Here is a 17870-nt window from a genome sequence, read left to right on the forward strand (position 1 = left end):
CATGCCGGAACATGAGACCTCGGTCGAGGAGCAGTGGCTCTGGGACAATTACGCCAGCCTGCACGAGTACCGCGCCACGCTGGGTGCGCCGCCGGTCGATCTCACCGGCCAGTGGATCGCCGTCTACGGACGGTCGGTGGTCGCTTGGAACCCCAGCGTCGAACAGTTGGCCGCCAACCTCGGGACCGAGGCGTTCACGCCGCTGTACGTCTATGTCATGGGCCGGCCGGAGCTGCCATGACGACTGTCGTGTACGCCTGTGACCGGCATCCGTACCTGAGTGGTCCGGGCGGCCGGCCGGCGGCCGCCGTGGCCCGGCCCTGGGCCGAGGTCGCGGTCTGGTGGAACGGCACGCGGTCGCATCGGGTCCTCTGCCTGGTCGACACCGGCGCCGACTTCACCGTTCTGGACACCGGCACCGCGGCGGATCTCGGGATCATCCCGGTCCAGCTGCCCCCGCGCCGCTTCCAGCTCGCCGACGGCGCCTGGGCGATCTACGGCGAACAGAGCGGCGTCCAGCTGTCCTTCGCCGGCACCACGGTGACCGGCGCGGTCCTGTTCGGCGGGAACGGCCCGGCCATCCTCGGTCGTGACGTCCTGCTCAGCGCGCCGAGGAGCCTCGACCTGGGGTTCGACTCCCGTGGCTGGAAACACACATGACCGGTCGCCGGCTGGCCGCGTTCGCCGGCACCGTGGGCCTTCTTGTCGCCGTGCTGGCCGGCGGCGCCGCGTCGGCGCCCCGCAAGGGCAGCCTGACCTACTCCACCACTCTGATCGCACCGGCGGACCGCAGCTTCGTGCTGCTGGCCGACGGCCCGCCGCCCGCCGGAGCGGGCCACCTGGTGAACGCCGAGGGCTTGAAGCAGGTCGCGGTCGCGGCACGGGCGGACCCGAACCGGACCTGCGGCGCCCGCGGCGACCGGACGCTCGGCTTCGGCAGCGACCGGTGGTGCGTGCGGCTGACCGGGCTCACCGCGGGTGACAAGTACACGGGCACGCTGCTCGGGGACCGCACCGAGGTCTCGCTGACCGCACAGGCCCGACATCCGTGGTGGCTCCCCGCCCTCGTCGCCACCGGTGTCTTCGCCCTCGCCGTCGGTGTGGCGTGGCTCGTCGGGACCTGGGCACCCGCCTGGATGACCGTCGGCGCGCTGTGGCGGGAACTGAGGAGGGCCGGCGGAATCGGTGGACTACCGGCCTGGGCGGACGCCGCGGCCGGGCGCTACGGGAAAGCCTTCGCCCTGAACCGGATCCAATGGGCGCGACGAGAAGGTGTGCCGGAGGTCCGCGCCATTCGTACCAGGCTCGGCCAGGCGATCGCCGACCTGCCCGGCTGTCCCTTGAAGACGGAGGCACAGCATGAGGTCGCTCGCGGTCAGGAGGTCCTCGCCGCGGATCTGCTGACCGACGACGGCAACCGGGCGGTGTGTCCGGCGGAGCTGCTGCTCACCGCGGTCGACCGAGCGGTCGCCGGTCTCACGGAGTTCCACCGGCTCATCACCGCGCTCAAGAAACAGATCAGCGATCCCGACCTGATCCGGAAGACCGACAACATCGTCGCCCTCGCCGACAAGCTGACCAAGGACCTGAAAGTCACCGGCATCGACGCTTACCTCAGGCAGCTGGAGCAGTGGGTGGGAACTGTCCGGAGCTACACCGCCCCGGACAATGCTCCGATGGTGGCGGCCATCCTCGCCGGGAGCGCGTTGCCGGTGACCATCGCCGACCAGGCCCGCCGCGCCGCCTCGGCGGCGGTGACCGGCGTCCGGTACGCGAGCTACGCCCTCCCGGTCGTGCTCGGCGGGCTGGTGCTGATGGCCGCCGCCGTGCTCACCGTGCTGGCCTCGCTCTATCTGCCCAACCCGGTGTTCGGTGACGTCAAGGACTACCTCGCCCTCGCCGCGACGAGTTTCGGCTCGGCCCAGGTCGCCGCGCTGCTCACGCTGCTGCTGTACCTGCGCGGCCCGGACGCCTGGCGGCCGGTGACCGGCGCGGTTCCGTCCGGCCAGTAGGTTCGAGGGGTGAGAGCGCTGATCGTACGCGGGGGCTGGGCCGGGCACGAGCCGGTCGCCGCCACCGACCTGTTCCGGGGCTTCCTGTCGGACAACGGGTTCGCGATCCGGGTGGCGGACACCCTGGACGCCTATGCCGAGCCCGGTGACTACCAGCTGATCGTGCAGTGCTGGACCGGCGCACGGTTCACCCCGGAGCAGGAGAAAGGCCTGGTCGAGCGGGTTCGCGCGGGCGCCGGGTTTGCCGGGTGGCACGGCGGGATCGTGGCGACCGGCTACGAGGCGCCGGACTACCAGTTCATGGTGGGCGGGCGGTTCGTCTGCCATCCCGGGGACTTCGTCGACTACACCGTCGAGATCGCCGGGGAGCATCCGATCACCGCCGGGCTGAGCGACTACGCGGTGCACACCGAGCAGTACTTCATGCACGTCGACCCCACCCTGACCGTGCTGGCGACCACCACCTTCACCGGGGCGCACGGCGCGCCGGAGACCGCCGGGGCGGTGCTGCCGGTGGCCTGGACGCGGCGGTTCGGGGCCGGGCGGGTCTTCGTGCACACGCTCGGGCACAGCCCGGCCGACCTGCTGGTGCCGCCGACCCGCACGATGATCGAACGCGGACTGCTGTGGGCCGCCGCGGGTGGCGCCTGACCGCCAGACTGTGCGTGTGGCGCGACGCATCGACAGATTCCCGATCATCTATCGCTTCTTCGAGGCGCTGACCCGGGTCACCGGCCGGATGATCACCACCATCCCGCTGGTCTCGGCGTTCCTGCTGGGCCTGGTGGTCAACGAGGTCTCCGACCCGGGCAAGCGCGACTTCGGCGACGTCTTCACCGGCCTGTACGGCCTGGACCGCGGCCCGATCGTGTGGATCAACATCGTGGCGACCGCCCTGCTGATCCTGGTCCCGCTGCTCTACGTCACGCTGCGCGCGGTCACCGGCAACACCTCGCAGGCGGTCCGGCTGTCCCGCCGGCTGCCGGCCTACATCGACCCGGCGGCCCGCCGGTTCAGCGCCGGCCGGATCGCCTGGGGCAGCCAGCTCGTCCTGCAGAGCTGCCCGAAGATCACCGAGGGCTGGCGGTCGTCAGAGGTGCGGATCACCCTGGACCCGACGGTGTTCGCCTTCGCCCGGGAGGACGACGCGGCGGCCTTCGAGCGGTGGCTGGCCGCGACCGACGACGACCGGATCGCTCGCGGCGAGAAGTTCCGGCTGATGGAGAACCCGGACTCGTTCGTCGACGATCCGGGGCTGCGGCTGCGGGTGCAGGAGACGGCGTACGCCCAGGCGGTCTACGTGAACCGTGCCGTGACGGCCGACAACGATCAGCGGGAGCGGCTGGTCGGCGAGACCCTGCAGGGACGGCTCCGCTACCCGCACATCTTCGCGCTGCACGCCACCGTGGTCACCGCGGACGGCTGGATCCTGCTCACCCACCGCAGCCACAAGGTCGCCTACGAGCCCGGCGCCTGGTCCTGCTCGCTGGAGGAACAGCTGGCCAAGGACGACCTGAACGCCGCCGACGCCGAGGTGCTGGACCGCTGGGTGTGCCGGGCACTGGTCGAGGAGCTCGGGCTGTCCGCGCACGAGGCCCGGCAGGCGCAGTCCCGCGCGCTCGCCGTCTTCCTGGAGAGCGAACGCCTCAACATCGGCCTGATCGCCCTGGTCCACCTGCCGCTCGACCGGGAGGAACTGGAATCGATCATCGCGCACCGCCCCCGTCAGGACTACGAGTTCCAGGCGTGGGATTTCCTGCGCTGGTCCCAGCTCGCCGCGGAACTGGTCGAGCCGTCCCGCGCCTACCATTCCAGCGCGGGCCTGCGGATGTTCTTCGCCGGCCTGGTGAAGTTCGGCGTCTTCGGCTTCCACGAGCGCATCGACCGCGCCCTCCGCTGACCGAGTCCGTTCCCTCCGGCTTCACACCGATTTCCGGTACGCGACCGCGCTGCGCCGCCGCCCTCTGGCTGGCGCCTCAGCCGCGGGTAGGGGTCACCGTTGCGCAGATGGACTGCGCCCCCAAATACTGCGTATTTCCGGCGCTGGCCGGAGCGGCGATAATCACAGGGCGTCATTTGCGATTTTCGACGCGCCGCCAGTAGGAGTGCCTACCATCACGTCCAGCGGCGGAAGCTACCCGAGAAAGTGGCGCCGATACCGAGAATGGTGGCCAGTGGGGTGAATTTTTTCCCGCTCGATACATTCGCTGCGCGTGATTGACATGTGGTCGATCCAGGATTGTCCGTCATGAGGCCCTTTCGTAGGACTGCTGACAGCCCGGACTCGCACGTGTCGTGGGCGGCCGACGTGATCGAGCTGGGTGCCGTGTTCGTCGCTGCCGGCCTGGCACACCTGTTCGTCGGCATGGTCGGTCATCACGCCGACGGGGCGGCCATCCTGGTCGTCAGCGGTGCCGCCCTGATCGCCGTGATGCTGCTGCACCGCTGGTGGAGTGCCCGGCACCGCACCAAGACCGCCGCCACGCGGGCGCGGGTGGCGGTGATGCAAGACCTGTTGTCCGTCCCGGCGGGCGACCGCAACCTGTTGCGGCTGCGCACGACGTTGCCGGACCGACCGGGCAGCCTCGCCGCGCTCAGCGGACAACTCGCACGCCTGGACGTCAACATCCTCGCCATCCAGGTGCACCCGAACGCCCACAGCGCGGTCGACGACCTGCTGATCGCAGCTCCCCGCGCGGTGACTTCCCAGCAGGTCATCGCGGCGGTCGAGGCCGGCGGCGGCACCCGGACCCGGGCGGGTCACGCCGACGCCCACGACCTGGTCGACCCCGCCACCCGCGCCCTGAGCCTGACCGCACGCGTGCTGCGCGAGCCCACCATGCTGCATCCCGCCCTGCTCAGCCTGCTGTCGGCCGACGCCATGGCGGTCGAGCCCGGCAGCTTCGACCCGGCCACCACGGCGAAACTGCACGGCCCGGACGGGCAGCCACTGTACGTCTCGCGCCCCGCCCTCGCGTTCACTCCCACGGAACTGTCGCGCGCCCAGGCCCTGATCAACGTGTGCGCCCAAGCGCGCGTGAAATAGCCCGGCTTCATCACCGCTGCCGGCGCTCACCCGATTCAGGGCAGCACGAACTGTTCATTTCCGTCAGGCAGCCGTCCGGGCTGCTCAGCGGCAGAAACTGTTCTTGGCCGACCGCGCCGGATCCGTCACCCACGACGGGCTTCTCCGGGTGGGTGGCAGGGCGGCTTTGCGGATGGGCCAGGCCTGGCCCGCGCCGCGCCGATGGTTGCCCTTGGCCTCCAGAAGCTGGCCCTATCACGGCCACACCGTCGATCCGGCGGCGGTCGAGCAGGCGCTCACCGCCAAGAATGTTTTCGTCGAGGAGACCCGCGCGAACCTTTGTCGAGGCCCCGGGAATCGCCGGCTCCTAACCGGCCCCCGCACCATTCGGAGCCAGGTGGGACAGGGCGAAAATCAGCTTGTCCAGAACGCCGGGGAAAGGGGACTCGGTGACCGACGGCAAATGGTCGCGGACCGCGACCAGGTGGGGGTATTCACCTGGCGGCAGGGACGAATAGGCGCGCCGCAAACCCTCCTCCTCGGCCTGCTGCTGGGCCGGGGTCAGCTCGACCGCGTCGATCGCGGCCAGGGCGAGGACCGCGTCGATGAAGTCGGCGTAGTGCCGGACCGCCTCGGCCGGCGGGAAACCGGCACTGAGCAGCAAACCGACGCCGATGTTGTCGCCGCGCAACTCGTTCGGCCCGGTGGTGAAGCGGCTGGCCCGCAGGGTGGCCAGGCGCGGGTGCCGGACGATCGAGTGGTGCACCCGCTCGCCCAGCTCACGCAGTGACGCCGCCCAGTCCGGCCCCGGATCGAAACCGGACAGGCTCTCGCTGATCAGCCGGTCGGAAATGGCGATCAGCAGGGCGTCCAGGTCGCGGAAGTAGCGGTAGATCGCGGACGGGTCGGCGCCCAGCTCGACGCCGAGGCGACGCACGGTGAGCGCGTTGCCGCCGGGCGCCTCGATCAGACGCAGCGCGGCATCGATGATCATGTCCGGTTCGAGGACCACTCCGCTGCGGGTGGGCCGCCGCCGGACCCTCAGGGAACTGCCCCGGGTCGTCGCCATCGCTGGAACTCCTTATGTCAACGCATTGACCTAAGCATAGCCGGTTCGCTTTCCTAGAGCTCTGACCAGGGAGGATCAGCATGCGGGCGGACACACCGGCCTACGACCTCGATATTCGCACCGACGAGAAGCGCATCCGTGCGGCTCTCGCCGACGCTGCCCAGACGCCGTTCTGGCTCGAGGATCCCGGTCGGCCCACCCCGCAGTCGTCCCTGATCGGCACCCTCGACACCGACCTGCTGATCGTCGGCGGTGGTTACTGCGGGTTGTGGACCGCGCTGCAGGCCAAGGAGGCCGACCCGGGCCGCGACGTGGTGCTGGTCGAGGGCTCGGAGATCGGCTGGGCGGCGAGCGGCCGCAACGGCGGGTTCGTCGACGACAGCCTCACCCACGGCCGGCAGAACGGGCAGCGGTACTTCGCCGAGGACCTCGACGTCCTGGAGACCCTCGCCCAGGAGAACTTCGCCGGCTTCCGCGACTCGCTGACCAGGCACGACATCGACGCGGAGTGGGAGGAGGAGGGCTCGCTGGAGGTCGCCACCGAGCGGCACCAGCTGGCCGAGCTGCGTGAGATGCCGGGCCGCTTCTACGACCGGGAGGAGCTGGCCGGGCTGGTCCGCTCGCCGCTCTACCGGGCCGGCGTCCTGAAGGAGTCCGGTGCCGCGCTGGTCCACCCGGCGAAACTGGCCTGGGGCCTGAAAGCGGCCTGCCTACGGCTCGGCGTGCGGATCTTCGAGCACACCCCGGTGACCAAGCTCACCGACCGTGGCCGGACGGTCCGGGCCACCACCGGCATGGGCACGATCCGCGCCCGGCAGGTGGTGCTGGCCACCAACGGTTTCCCGTCGCTGCTGCGCCGCAACCGGTTCCTGACCATCCCGATCTACGACTACGTGCTGATGACCGAGCCGCTTACGCCGGCTCAGCTCGACGCGATCGGCTGGCACGGCCGGTTCGGCATCGGCGACGCCTCGCGGCAGTTCCACTACTACCGGAAAACCGCCGACAACCGCATTCTCTGGGGTGGCTACGACGCGGTCTACCACCGCGGCGGCGGCATCCGGCCGGAGTTCGACCAGCGGCCGGAGACCTTCGCCCGGCTCGCCGACCACTTCCTGCGCACCTTCCCGCAGCTGGGCGACATCAAGTTCAGCCACGCCTGGGGCGGCATGATCGACATGTCTACCCAGCTGGCCGCGTTCCAGGGCCTGGCGATGGGTGACAAGGTCGCCTATGCCGGCGGCTTCACCGGCCTCGGCGTGGCCGCCACCCGATTCGCCGGCACAGTGATGCTGGAACTGCTGGCCGGCGCCGACACCCCGCGCACCCGGCTCCGGATGGCCACCAAACGCCCGTTACCGATCCCGCCGGAGCCGATCGCCTACCCCGCCGTCCAGGTGATCCGCCGCGCCATCGCCCGCGCCGACCGCAACGGCGGCCGGGACGGCCTGATCCTCAAGACCGCCAATCTGCTCGGCTTCTCCTTCGATTCCTGAGGTCCGCTTCTCCAGTGACGGCCCGCTGTCCCGCGGGCCGTCACCTCGGCCTTACGCGTACGCCTCGGCGACCGCGGCGAACGCCTCCTTCGGCTCCCACCGCTCGTCGCGTCCGTCGCCGGCGACCCGGACGATCCCGTAACTGGCGAGATCCAGCTCACCGGCGAAGTCGAAGAGCGCGAAGCTGAACACGAACGTGCTGTCCACCCCACCGGCATCGAACTCGGCGAGCACCTCCCGCAGGTAGCGCGCCTGCTCCGCCTCGTCGCGGTCATGGTTCCCGGTCAGCCGCAGCGGCGCCCGGGTGACCGGGTCGTACTCGACGATGTCCAGCGCCTCCGCGCCCCGATCCGCGGCGCCCCGATAGGTGGCGCAGCCGAACTCGGTGATCGCCACCGGCTTGCCCTGCGCGACGAGCGTCCGGATACCCTCGGCGAACCGGTCCGCGATCGCCGCCGACCGGTACAGGTCGAGCGACACGATGTCGAAGATCGCCCAGTCCACCTGCTCGAACGGCACCGCCGCGTAGGTCACCCGGCCGCCGAACCGCTCCCGCACCAGAGCCACCGCCCGGGCCAGGAATTCGTTGACCCGGGCGCGCACCGTGCCGAGGTTCGCCCGCATCCCGGCGACCCGCTGCGCCACGTCGTCGCCGGGCAGGAAGTCCCGGTTCATCAGGCTGAGCTCGGCGCCGGTCACGAACACCACCTCGGCGCCGCGCCGCCGCAGCGCCTCGGCCCGGCCGGCGCACTCGGCGAACAGCGCCAGCATCTCGTCCTCGGTCAGCTCCAGCGGGTAGGGCGAGAACCACACCTCCAAGCCCAGGTCGGCGGCGATCGACGCGGCCAGGGTGAGCCGGTCCGGATCGCCGCCCATCACCCGGACCGCGGTGCAGTGCAGCTCGTCCCGGATCACCCGCAGGTCGCGCTCGACCGCCGCGCGCGTGAAGCCTGGCCGCCCGAGCTCCTTGCCGATCACCCATCCGGTGTCGTAACTGATCCCGTTCGCACGCAAGACAACCTCCTTAGGGTACGACCAGTACCTTAAGCGCACGTCGGCAGCGTGGACAAGTCGCGTGGCAGGGTACGATCCGTACCGTCAAGGGGGTTGATCGTGGTGGAACGGGTCCGGCGGCGGGGAGCGGCGCTGGAGGAGGCGATCCTGCAGGCGGCGGCCGAACAGCTGATCGAGTCGGGCTATGCCGGGCTGACCATGGACGCGGTGGCCAAGCGGGCCGGCACCAACAAGAACGCGCTCTACCGCCGCTGGCCGGACCGGCTGGCGCTGGGCATCGCCGCCTACCGGCAGATTGCCCGCACGGTGCCGCCGCCGGACACCGGCGACCTGCGGGAGGACGCGCTGGAGATGCTGCGCCGCGCCAACCGGCACTGGAGCTCGCCGCTCGGCGCGATCCTGCGCGAGCTGCTGGCCGCCGCCGGCGGGGCCACCGCGCGGCTCACCGACCAGTCCGCCGACGCGATGGCCGCCCCGTGGCTGATCATCCTGGGCCGGGCGATCGCCCGCGGCCAGGCCTCACCGGAGGCGCTGCACCCCAGGGTCGCCACGGTCGCGATGGTCCTGCTGCGCAACGAGTTCATCACCCGCGGCACCCCCACCGCCCCGGACGACGCCCTGGTCGAGATCGTCGACGAGGTCTTCCTGCCACTGATCCGCAACCGCTCCCCCGCTCGCTGAACCCCGCACCGTCTGGAGCCACTCCCCCGGCAGAGGCCGCCCCGGCCCTCACCGCTCCCCGGCCAGGCTTTCGATCCGGGCCGTCTCAGCTGCCATTCGCCGGCCGGTCGGGCGCTCACCGGCCGTTGCATCGCGGGCTGTCCGAGCGGGGGTGCTTGCGGGCGTACGCGAGCAAATGGTTGAACGGCGACGGACCGCTTCCGTGAGCGGAAAGCGGTCCAGGTCGCTGTCAGACGAGCGCGGCGGCGGGTTTCGGGGCGGCTGCGCGGCGGGCGGTCAGGTGCAGGTGGAGGCCGGCGACGCAGGCCCACACCGGGAGGGCGAAGACGGAGAGGCGCTCCATGCCGCCGATGCCCAAGAGCGGGCCCTGCTGGGCGATGAACAGGACGCTGCCGATCACGCCCAGTCCGGCGAGCGTGATGGTGACCGGCCGCAGCGGGGCGAGGAGGGTGCCGCGGGGCACGCACGCGGCGGCGACCAGACCGGCGTTTCCGGCCAGGAAGACGAGCAGGGCGGCGAGCAGGTGCAGGTTCTCGTTGACGTCCGCGGGGAACGCGCCGGCCAGGCCCAGACCGGTCGCGCCGGCCAGCACGAGCCGCCGGCTCCAGCGGACCGACCGGCCGGCGCCCCAGGACCGCCAGGTCAGCACCAGACCGGCCACGAGCAGGGCGGCGGTCAGCACGAAGGCGACGTTCATCGCGTCGTGCCAGGGCGAGCAGACGTACCGGGGGCGGGTGGTGTCCCAGACCCCACACGTCACGTTGCCCAGGTCGCTGACGTTGTTGGTCATCCAGCTGAAGGCCGGATCGGTCCAGGCGAGCCCGACGACGAGGTTCGCGATCAGGAAGAGCGGCGCGGCGGCGGCCCAGCAGAGGGCTCCGAGGGTGGTCCGGGAGGTGGTCGGCATGCCATTGAGTAGATCAACGGTGCGGGGGTCCGGGCACTACCGCTGGATGCCGACTCCGGGGTGTGGCTAGCTCTACCCCCCGGACCCCGCCCAGGCGGTCCAGCGGGTGACCTCGATGCGCAGGAACGGGCCCGGCGGCGGCTGAACCGTGTACTGCGGGTAGCGAGCGAGCAGGGCCGGCTCGGGCACGTCGGTGACCGTGGCCAGGCCGTCGGCGCGCACCCACCACAGCTGGTCCCAGTCGTCGGAGTAGTGGTCGGCGAGCACACTGACCCGTGGCTCGTGCTCCACGTTGGCCAGCCGCCGCAGCCGCCGGTGCCGTTTCGGCTTGCCGTCGACCGCGGTGTGCAGCACGTCGCCGACCAGCGCGAAGACGATCGGCACCAGGTGCGGCGCGCCGTCCGGGGTGACCGTGGCCAGCCGGGCCACCCGGACGCTCGCGAACCGCTCGGCCGGCGTCATCGGCGGGTGAACTCGCCGATCGCGCGCTCCCACTTCTCCAGGGTGGCCTCGACGACGCTCCACGGCCCGGACGGCAGCCAGGCGGTGGCCCGGTGCACGCCGGCCGCCTCCAGCTGCTCGAGCACCTTCGCGTCCGGCGGGACGCCGATGACCTGCACCGGGACCGGCCGGTCGGCGCGGGCACGCAGCTCGGCGATCCGGGGCAGCAGGTCCCGGTCGTTGTAGTTCGGGAACCAGCCGTCGCCCCAGGCCAGCACGCGGTCGAAGACGGTCGGGCCGTCGCCGCCGACCAGCACCGGCGGCCACGGTTTCTGGGCCGGTTTGGGCCACGACCAGATCCGGTCGAAGGTGACGAACTCGCCGCTGAACGACGCCTCGTCCTCGGTCCAGATCGCCTGCATGGCCCGGATCCGCTCGGCCAGCAAGCGCATCCGGGTACGCGGGTCCGTCCCGTGGTTGGCCATCTCCTCCCGGTTCCAGCCGGCTCCGACGCCGAATTCCAGCCGCCCGCCGGACAGGTGGTCGACCGAGGCGACCTCCTTGGCGGTGGTGATCGGATCACGCTCGACCACCAGGCAGACCCCGCTGCCGATGCGCAGCCGCCGGGTCGCCGCGGCGGCGTCGGTCAGGGCCACGAACAGGTCGTACGTGTGCCAGTACTTCCGGGGCAGCTGCGGTCCGCCGCCCCACGGGCTCTCCCGGCTCGCCGGGATGTGCGTGTGCTCGGCGAAGAACAGCGCGTCCTGGCCGCGCTCCTCGACGCGCCGGGCCAGCTCGCCGGGGCGGACCGCGTCGTGGGTGGGGAAGTAACCGACACCGAATTCCATGCCGTCCACCCTATGGCCGGACCGATCACGCCGCGGGCTTGCGGCCGAAGGCGTAGATCACCCGGGCGGTGCGCAGGGTGTCCGGGTCGGTGGCGCGCAGGTCGGTGAGCGCGCCGGTGTAGGACTGCTGGAACTCGGCGAGCTGGGCCGGGGTGAGCAGGGCGAGCGCGGCCTGGTGCGGGCCGTGGGCATGCGCCTCCCAGGCGTGCTCCAGGTCGGCGGCGCTGAACTCGACGGTCTCCACGACCTGCTCGGCCGGCTCCAGACCGGCGTTGCGCAGCGCCTGCTCGCAGCGGTCCGGGGTGCCCAGCGGCGCGGCCGGGTCGGCCAGGTCGAGCCCGAAACCGGCGGCCAGTTTCCGGAAGACCCGGGCGGCGACCGGGAAGCCGTCGTGCATGGTGGAGAACCCGACCCGGCCGCCCGGGACGAGCAGACGGCGCCACTCCCGCAGCGCGGTGTGCACCGGCAGGTAGAGCAGCCCGGCCGAGCAGAGCACCAGGTCGAACGAGCCGTCCGGGAACTGCCGGAGCCGGCTCGCGTCGGCCTTGACCAGCTCGACGTTCGGCGCGCTGACCGCCTGCCGGGCCTGGTCGAGCATCGCGGCGGAGATGTCCACCCCGGTCACCCGGCCCTGCGGCCCGACCGCCCGGGCGGCCGCGATCGCCGCGAGGCCGGTGCCGGTGGCGGCGTCCAGGACCCGGCTGCCGGGCACCGGGGCGGCCAGCTCGACCAGACGCTCGGCGTAACGGACGTGCCAGGTGTGCCGGGCATAACCGGCGGCACGCTGGTCGAAGGTCATGCGGTTCCTCCCGTGGCCGGACAGCTCCGATCTCGCCCATCACATCACGGCGGAGGTCGCCGGCGACGAAAGCGCCGGGAGCCGGAGAGCCTCTCGGATGCCACCATGGTGGGCATGGCTGAGGAGGACGAGGACAGACATGCTCGGCTGGCCCAGGAGGCGGCGGTCCGCGGAGAACGTGCCGCGCGCCGGGCTGCGGAGGCGGGGCGTCGAGCCGCTGAGCTCCACGAGTACATGAAAATGATCGGCGAGGGCGTCGCGGAGGTTCCGCCGGTGACCGGCGAGAATCGGTTGGTCCGCGCCCGGGAGCACGCGAGGCGGAGTGCCGAGCGGGCCGCTCAAGCACATCGCGATGCGGCGGCGAGTCACGATCATGCAGCCGAGCTGCATGAACAGGCGGCGCAGCAGTTCCCGGAGGAGGCGGAGGCACATCGGCGCGAGGCGCGACGGCATCGTGACGAGGCAGCGACGGCGCGCCGCTGGGCCGACCAGGAGCCACACTGAGGATCGCTTCGTGCGGTGAGCAGCGCATCGAGTCCGCCATGTCCGCACGGGGAGACACTGAGCGACGCGCGGCCGGCGGGGCCGACGGAGCCGCCCCTGCCGGTACGGTGACGACGAAGGCAGGACAGTGACCTCGGAGGTTCAGGTGACGTCGGAGGACCCCCAGTTCGAGGCGCTGTTGGCGTACCTCAAGGAGAGCCGCGGTTTCGACTTCACCGATTACAAACGCGCCAGTCTGATGCGCCGGGTCGCGCGGCGCATGGCCCAGGTCGACGCGCACGGCTACGGCGACTACCTCGACCACCTGCAGGTTCACCCGGACGAGTTCACCGCCCTGTTCAACACCATTCTGATCAACGTGACGAGCTTCTTTCGTGACCCGGAGGCGTGGGCCTACCTGAGTGAGCACGTCGTCCCGGCGCTGCTGGCCGAGAAGGACCCGGATGCGCCGATCCGGGTCTGGAGCGCCGGATGCGCGTCGGGCGAGGAGGCGTACACGATCGCGATCCTGCTCGCCGAACTGATCGGCGTGGATCAGTTCCGGCGGCGGGTCAAGATCTATGCCACCGATGTGGACGAGGAGGCGCTGGCCGAGGCGCGGCTGGCGACCTATACGGACCGTCAGATCGCGGGACTCCCGGCGCACCTGGTGCAGCGGCACTTCGAGTCGACCGGCGGGCGGCACGTGTTCCGCAAGGACCTGCGCCGGTCATTGATCTTCGGGCGGAACGACTTGATCCAGGACGCGCCGATCTCCCGGGTCGACATCTTGACCTGCCGCAACGCGTTGATGTATTTCAACGCCGAGGCTCAGTCGCGGATCCTGTCCCGGCTGCACTTCGCGCTCGCCGACGGCGGAGTGCTCTTCCTCGGCAAGGCGGAGATGCTGCTCAGCCGGGGCGACATGTTCACGTCGGTCGATTTGAAGCGACGCATCTTCCGCAAGGCGCCGGTATCGGCACCACGCGCCGCACCGGCGGCGGCGCGGCCGGCGGCGGCCGGGACACTGTGGGCCGACGGCACCGAGCTGCTCGGCCTGGACCGGCTGCGGGACGAGGCGTTCGCGACGTGCCCGGTAGCACAGGTGGTGGTGACCGTCGACGGTGTGGTGGCCTTGACGAACCGGCGGGCCGAGACGCTGCTCGGTGTGTCCACCCGCGACGTCGGCCGGCCGTTCCGCGACCTGGAACTGTCCTACCGGCCGGTGGAGCTGCGCGGTTACATCGACCAGGCGCAGGTGGAGCGGCGCACGGTACGCGTCCCCGACGTGGAGTTCGTTCGCCCGGGGCTGGAAGCGGAGACGACCGTGCTGCGGGTGGACGTGAACCCGCTGAGCGGCGCCGACGCCGGTCTCCTCGGCGTCGCCCTGGTCTTCCAGGACCGCACCGAGGCGGGGCGGCTCAGAAGCAAGCTGGACCTGACCACCCGGCAGGCCGAGACGGCGTACGAGGAGTTGCAGTCGACCAACGAGGAGCTGGAGACCACCAACGAAGAACTGCAATCCAGCGTCGAGGAGTTGGAGACCACCAACGAGGAGTTGCAGTCGACCAACGAGGAGCTGGAGACCACCAACGAGGAACTGCAGTCGACCAACGACGAACTGCAGACGCTCAACAGCGCCCTGCGGGATCGTACCGCCGAACTGCACCGCAGCAGGACGTTCCAGCACGTTCTGCTGGCCAGCCTGCCGGCCGGGGTGGCCGTCGTCGACTCGGACCTTCAGATACAGGCGTGGAACCGCAACGCCGAGGACCTGTGGGGCCTGCGTGAGGAGGAGGCCCTCGGTGAGCATCTGCTCAACCTGGACATGGGTCTGCCCACCGATGGCCTGCGACCCCTGCTCCGCTCGGTCCTGTCGGGTGAATCCACCCGTGAGCAGATGACGGTGGAGGCCATCAACCGGCGCGGTCATACGGTCAAGTTGCAGGTGGTCTGCGTGCCCCTGGCCGACCACACCCCGACACCCGACGGAGCCATCATGGTCATGACCACTGACGCCGTTTGACCGGGTGGAGCGCCGCGGCGGCTGCGTTCAGACCGGCGCGGTACCGGCTGCGGGCATCGCCTCCATCACGATGATGCACCCGGTGGGCACACCGGCGGCGTCCCGCAGCGGGCTGCATCCGACCCGCGCCGTGATCGAGCGGCCGCGCCGGTTGACCGCTTGCAGCTGGATCTCCTCGACATCGGTCTCGCCGCCGAGCGAGCGACGGATCAGCGGCCGGACGTGGTCGACCGGCAACCCGATGTCCAGGTTGAGCAGGTGCTGGTCGACGGTTTCCGCGGCTCGGAGGCCCCACAACTCTTCGGCCTGCCGGTTCCAGACCCGCACCCGCAGGTCCGGGTCGACCACCGCGATGCCGGCGCGCAGCCCGGACAGGATCGCGTCCAGGAAGGCGTTCGCCCCGTCCAGCTCGGCGCTGCTGTGGTGCAGTTGTTCGTTGATGCTCTGCAGCTCGTCGTTGGTCGACTGGAGCTCCTCGTTCATCGTCTCCAGTTCCTCGTTGGTCGACTGGAGCTCCTCATTGGTGGTCTCCAGCTCCTCGACGGTGGACTGCAGCTCCTCGTTGGTGGTCTCCAGTTCCTCGTTGGTGGACTGCAGCTCCTCGTACGCCGACTCCAGCTCCCGGTTCGCGCGCTCCAGGTCGGCCCGCAACTGTTTGGCCGCGCTGATGTCGTGGAAGACCAGCGAGACGCCGAGCAGCCCGGCATCCCCGTCGACCAGCGGGCTGACCTGAATGTCGAGATACCGCGTCTCGCTCGCCGGGCGGCGCCACTCGACCTCCGGAACGTCCACCGCCCGCCGCTCCACCTGGGCCTGTTCGATGTAGCGGCGCAGTTCCACCGGCTGGTAGGAGACGTCCAGGTCGCGGAACGGCCGTCCGACATCCCGGGGTGACACCCCGAACAGCGCCTCGGCCTGCTGGTTGCTGAGCGCGACGAGCCCGTCCGCGGTCACCACGATCTGCGCCGCGGGACCGGCGATCAGGGCGGCGTTACGCAACCGGTCCAGCCCGACCAGCGCCTCGGCCGTGGGCGCGGACGGCTGATCGGCATAGCGCGGGCCGGAGGTCACCATCGGCCGGGCCGTGACCTTGCGGAAGATCCGCCGCTTCAGGTCGGTCGGCAGGAACAGGTTGCCATGGCTGAGCAGCATCTCGGCCTTGCCGAGAAAGAGCGCACCTCCGTCGGCCAGCGCGAAGTGGAACCTGCCGAGGATGCGCGCCTGCGTCTCGGCGTTGAAGTACATCAGGGTGTTGCGGCAGGTCAGCAGATCGACCCGAGAGATCGGAGCGTCCTGCACGAGGTCGTTGCGGCCGAAGATGATCGAACGGCGCATGTCCTTGCGGAACACGTACCGGTCGCCGACCTGTTCGAAGTAGCGCTCCAGCAATCCGGCCGGAACACTCTCCACCTCGCGAGCGCCGTAGGTCGCGTGCCGGGCCTCGCCGAGCTGCTCCTCGTCCACGTCGGTGGCATAGATCTTGACCCGCTCACGGAACTGCTCGGGCCCGAGCATCTCACCCAGCATCATGGCCAGGGTGTAGGCCTCCTGGCCGGAGGCGCACCCGGCGCTCCAGACCCGGATCGGGCTGCCGTCGGGCTTGGCCGCGATCAGCGGGAGCAGCACGTCGCTGCGCAGGAATTCCCACGCCTCAGGATCCCGGAAGAACGAGGTCACATTGATCAGGATGGTGTTGAACAGCGTGGTGAACTCTTCCGGATGCACCTGGAGATGATCGAGATAGTCGCCGTACCCGGCGACGGAGATCTGTGCCATCCGCCGGTCGACCCGGCGGCTCAGGCTCGACCGTTTGTACCCGGTGAAGTCGAAACCCCGAGCCTCCTTCAGGTACGTCAGGAGCGCCTCGAACTCATGATCCACCACCTGGTCCATCTCCCGCTCGTCCTTCCCGATCGCCGCCGATCACGCTATCGCAGCGCCGGACGGCGACCGTCGCGCCACCGCGTCATTCCTGCTGGATCGCGTTGGATCGGGCGAGTTGGTCGAGCAGCGCGCGGATCAGCACCCGGGCCTTCTCCGCGTCGTCGGTCATCTGCTCGAACCGGCCGGAGACTCGCCCCCCGGCACTTCCGGCCATCCGCCGGCCGAGCTCGGCCCGCTCCTCCAACGCGCGCAGCGCCAGCCACAATGCGCTCTCGGTGGCCACCGCCTGCTCATCGAGCAGACTCTCCGGCGACCAGGCATGGCCGATCCGGCACCGGAACCGCGGGACCGGCGTCTCCCCCAGCGTGAAGAGGGCGCCGCCACAACTCGGACACCCGAACCCGGACGGGGACACCGGTAGCTGATCGGTGCTCACCTCGTCGAACGCCTCGATCGCCACCTCGCCGACGAGCAACGGATCAACCGGCGCGGCGAGACCGGCAACCTCCTCCTTGGTGAGTTGCGCCAGCAGCTCACCAAGCCCCGCCGCGGCCTTGACCAGCGCGGACGGCACCCGGGTCAACGCGGCCCGCGGCATCGAGGGGTGCAGCGCCTCAGCCGGGTCCTGGACGACCACCAGACCGCCCGCCGCGGCCACCACCTCGGCGCCGGCCGCTCCGTCGTCACCGCTGCCGGACAGCACCACCGCGACCACCCGGTCGCCCAGCGCCCGCACGGCGGACCGGAACAGCGGGTCGACCGCCGGGCGGTGGCCGTTCTCGGCCGGCCCGTGACTCAGCCTGACCCGGCCGTCGATGACCATCAGATGCAGATCGGCGGGCGCCACATAGATCCGTCCCGCGGTCAGCACCTCACCGTCGACCGCGGCCGCCGCCGGCAACCGTCCCGACCGGGCCAGAATCTGCGGCAGTGCGCTGGGAGCACCCCGGGGCACGTGCAACACCACCAGGACGGCCGCCGGAAGGCCCGCGGGCAGGCCGGCGACCAGAGCCCGGAGTGCCTCGACCCCGCCGGCCGAGGCTCCCACCACGATCAGATCCCGGTTGGTCATCGCCGGCTGCCAGCAGTCGTTACCGAACGTGCGTGAGCCGCTTCCTTCCGCCCCACCTCGTGCGCCCCTTCGGTGCATCGGTCGAACCCCGGATCCGGGCCGCCTCCAGGCGG

The 17870-nt window shown here is 70.8% G+C and carries 18 protein-coding genes; 10 read left to right on the forward strand and 8 right to left on the reverse strand.

Translation table 11 applies throughout. The features are described 5' to 3' along the window. The first annotated feature begins 1 nt into the window (after position 1). From BJY16_RS36405 to BJY16_RS36430, 6 genes are all read left to right on the forward strand, one after another. Positions 2-241, forward strand: a complete 240-nt coding sequence (locus tag BJY16_RS36405) for a hypothetical protein (RefSeq protein ID WP_185044093.1) — start codon at positions 2-4, stop codon at positions 239-241. Continuing rightward, on the forward strand, positions 238-660 hold the full coding sequence (locus BJY16_RS36410; RefSeq protein ID WP_185044094.1) for a retropepsin-like aspartic protease: 423 nt from the start codon (positions 238-240) through the stop codon (positions 658-660). Before BJY16_RS36405 ends, BJY16_RS36410 begins: the two co-directional genes overlap by 4 nt. Then, positions 657-2012: a hypothetical protein gene (locus tag BJY16_RS36415; RefSeq protein WP_185044095.1), complete on the forward strand. Its 1356-nt coding sequence runs from the start codon at positions 657-659 to the stop codon at positions 2010-2012. Before BJY16_RS36410 ends, BJY16_RS36415 begins: the two co-directional genes overlap by 4 nt. Before the next feature lie 9 nt (positions 2013-2021). After that, positions 2022-2663, forward strand: coding sequence for a ThuA domain-containing protein (locus BJY16_RS36420; protein WP_185044096.1), 642 nt, complete (start codon positions 2022-2024; stop codon positions 2661-2663). 16 nt (positions 2664-2679) lie between these two features. Beyond that, positions 2680-3912, forward strand: a complete 1233-nt coding sequence (locus tag BJY16_RS36425) for a hypothetical protein (RefSeq protein ID WP_185044097.1) — start codon at positions 2680-2682, stop codon at positions 3910-3912. 348 nt (positions 3913-4260) lie between these two features. Further along, on the forward strand, positions 4261-5058 hold the full coding sequence (locus BJY16_RS36430; RefSeq protein ID WP_185044098.1) for a hypothetical protein: 798 nt from the start codon (positions 4261-4263) through the stop codon (positions 5056-5058). Between the two features lie 346 nt (positions 5059-5404). Here BJY16_RS36430 and BJY16_RS36435 read toward each other — a convergent pair whose 3' ends face one another. Next, positions 5405-6106: a TetR/AcrR family transcriptional regulator gene (locus BJY16_RS36435; protein WP_185044099.1), complete on the reverse strand. Its 702-nt coding sequence runs from the start codon at positions 6104-6106 to the stop codon at positions 5405-5407. Positions 6107-6186: 80 nt separating this feature from the next. Between BJY16_RS36435 and BJY16_RS36440 the strand changes: the two genes are divergently transcribed. Then, a complete protein-coding gene (locus tag BJY16_RS36440; protein WP_185044100.1) occupies positions 6187-7602 on the forward strand; it encodes an NAD(P)/FAD-dependent oxidoreductase in 1416 nt (471 codons plus the stop codon). A 51-nt stretch (positions 7603-7653) separates the two neighbouring features. Here the strand turns inward: BJY16_RS36440 and BJY16_RS36445 are convergent, their stop codons facing one another. After that, complete coding sequence (locus BJY16_RS36445; RefSeq protein WP_185044101.1) at positions 7654-8616, reverse strand: glycoside hydrolase family 113 protein; 963 nt, start codon at positions 8614-8616, stop codon at positions 7654-7656. 99 nt (positions 8617-8715) lie between these two features. Here BJY16_RS36445 and BJY16_RS36450 point away from each other — a divergent pair, with 99 nt between their 5' ends. Further along, a complete protein-coding gene (locus BJY16_RS36450) occupies positions 8716-9297 on the forward strand; it encodes a TetR/AcrR family transcriptional regulator (protein ID WP_239177330.1) in 582 nt (193 codons plus the stop codon). 229 nt (positions 9298-9526) lie between these two features. Here BJY16_RS36450 and BJY16_RS36455 read toward each other — a convergent pair whose 3' ends face one another. The 4 genes from BJY16_RS36455 to BJY16_RS36470 form a co-directional block, all read right to left on the reverse strand. Further along, entirely contained in the window at positions 9527-10204 is a 678-nt protein-coding gene (locus tag BJY16_RS36455) for a DUF998 domain-containing protein (protein WP_185044102.1), read from the reverse strand. 72 nt (positions 10205-10276) lie between these two features. Next, positions 10277-10666 carry a TIGR03668 family PPOX class F420-dependent oxidoreductase gene (locus BJY16_RS36460; protein WP_185044103.1) on the reverse strand — a complete coding sequence of 130 codons (390 nt, stop codon included), beginning with the start codon at positions 10664-10666 and terminating at the stop codon, positions 10277-10279. After that, positions 10663-11493 (reverse strand): LLM class F420-dependent oxidoreductase, encoded by an 831-nt coding sequence (locus BJY16_RS36465; RefSeq protein ID WP_185044104.1) that lies wholly within the window; start codon positions 11491-11493, stop codon positions 10663-10665. The genes BJY16_RS36460 and BJY16_RS36465 overlap by 4 nt, the downstream gene beginning before the upstream one ends. Before the next feature lie 25 nt (positions 11494-11518). Further along, on the reverse strand, positions 11519-12292 hold the full coding sequence (locus BJY16_RS36470; protein ID WP_185044105.1) for a class I SAM-dependent methyltransferase: 774 nt from the start codon (positions 12290-12292) through the stop codon (positions 11519-11521). 114 nt (positions 12293-12406) lie between these two features. Between BJY16_RS36470 and BJY16_RS36475 the strand changes: the two genes are divergently transcribed. Continuing rightward, entirely contained in the window at positions 12407-12796 is a 390-nt protein-coding gene (locus BJY16_RS36475; protein WP_185044106.1) for a hypothetical protein, read from the forward strand. A gap of 145 nt (positions 12797-12941) precedes the next feature. Next, positions 12942-14801, forward strand: a complete 1860-nt coding sequence (locus BJY16_RS36480; protein WP_185044107.1) for a CheR family methyltransferase — start codon at positions 12942-12944, stop codon at positions 14799-14801. A gap of 27 nt (positions 14802-14828) precedes the next feature. On the opposite strand, the gene BJY16_RS36485 is transcribed toward BJY16_RS36480, so the two are convergent. Both BJY16_RS36485 and BJY16_RS36490 read right to left on the reverse strand, forming a co-directional pair. Continuing rightward, positions 14829-16694, reverse strand: coding sequence for a CheR family methyltransferase (locus tag BJY16_RS36485; protein WP_185044108.1), 1866 nt, complete (start codon positions 16692-16694; stop codon positions 14829-14831). Positions 16695-16767: 73 nt separating this feature from the next. After that, on the reverse strand, positions 16768-17757 hold the full coding sequence (locus BJY16_RS36490) for a chemotaxis protein CheB (protein ID WP_185044109.1): 990 nt from the start codon (positions 17755-17757) through the stop codon (positions 16768-16770). Positions 17758-17870: the final 113 nt, after the last annotated feature.

It is taken from the genome of Actinoplanes octamycinicus (assembly GCF_014205225.1).
In the GTDB taxonomy this organism is placed as follows: Bacteria; Actinomycetota; Actinomycetes; order Mycobacteriales; family Micromonosporaceae; genus Actinoplanes; species Actinoplanes octamycinicus.